Source organism: Lentzea flaviverrucosa (assembly GCF_003350445.1).
In the GTDB taxonomy this organism is placed as follows: Bacteria; Actinomycetota; Actinomycetes; order Mycobacteriales; family Pseudonocardiaceae; genus Lentzea; species Lentzea californiensis.
In genome coordinates this window covers 1-1,174 of sequence record NZ_QQAU01000031.1, presented here as the reverse complement: position 1 = coordinate 1,174, position 1,174 = coordinate 1, and the positions used below count along the sequence as shown (strand labels likewise).

The following is a 1,174-nucleotide window of genomic DNA, read 5'->3' as shown; positions in this document are numbered from 1 at the left end:
TGGGAGGCTGTTGTCATGGCCTCCCAGTTGAAGCGGCCGGTCACGTTGTCGGCGCGGGATCGTGAAGAATTGCTCCGGCTGACCACCACGGGCGTGCACTCGGCGTCGTCGATCCGGCGGGCGCGGGTGCTGCTCGCGCTGGACACCTCGGTGGGCGAGCCTGACCCGAAGGAAGTGATCGCGGACCGGCTTGAGGTCTCGGGCGAGATGCTGCGGCTGGTCGCCAGGCGGTTCGCCGAGACCGGTGGCGATGTCCTTGCCACGATCGGGCGTAAGAAGCGTGACCTTCCGCCGGTGCCATCGCCGGTGACCGGGGAGGTCGAGGCGCGGCTGATCGCGCTGGCGTGCTCGCAGCCACCGGCCGGGTATGCCCGGTGGTCGTTGCGGTTGCTGGAGAAACACGTCGAGCTCACCGAGGACATCCCGAATCTGGACCACTCGACCATCGGCCGGGTTTTGAAAAAACGGAACTGCGTCCTCATCTGAGGAAGTGCTGGAACATCCCGCCGCGGGCGAACGCGGAGTTCGCCGCCCGCATGGAGGACGTCCTATCCGTCTACGCCCGGCCGTATGACCCCGCCCGTCCCGTGGTCTGCATGGACGAGAAACCCTTCCAGTTCCTCGGCGAGGTCCGCGACCCGCTGCCGGCCCGACCGGGCCGCGACGCCCGCCAGGACAGCGAATACGTCCGGTGCGGCACCTGCTCGATCTTCGTGTGGACAGAACCGTTGCGCGGGTGGCGCCGGGTGCACGCCCTGGCCCAGCGCACCAAAATCGACTGGGCCAGGCAGGTCAAAGAACTGCTGACCGTCGACTATCCCGACGCCCAGACCGTGGTGCTGGTCATGGACAACCTCAACACCCACGGCATCGCCTCGCTCTACGAGGCCTTCGCACCCGGCGAGGCCTTCGCCCTGGCCCAGCGCCTGGAGATCCACCACACCCCCAAACACGGCTCCTGGCTCAACATCGCCGAGATCGAGTTATCCGCACTGTCACGGCAATGCCTCGACCGCCGCATCAGCGACCTCGACACCCTCAACACCGAACTCACCGCCTGGCAACACACCACCAACACCAACCAGCGCGGGATCGACTGGCAGTTCACCACCGACGACGCCCGCACCCGACTCCGCCACCTCTACCCCAAAGATTAGAAGCGACGGTCTACTAG

2 protein-coding genes are annotated in these 1,174 nt (G+C 66.6%); both read left to right on the top strand.

From position 1 onward, the window contains the following. The coding region (locus tag DFR72_RS46610) for a helix-turn-helix domain-containing protein (protein WP_211335826.1) at nucleotides 1-486 on the top strand (486 nt) is incomplete at its 5' end. Beyond that, on the top strand, nucleotides 375-1,157 hold the full coding sequence (locus DFR72_RS44805) for an IS630 family transposase (protein WP_211335824.1): 783 nt from the start codon (nucleotides 375-377) through the stop codon (nucleotides 1,155-1,157). The genes DFR72_RS46610 and DFR72_RS44805, both read left to right, overlap by 112 nt. Nucleotides 1,158-1,174 lie beyond the last annotated feature (17 nt).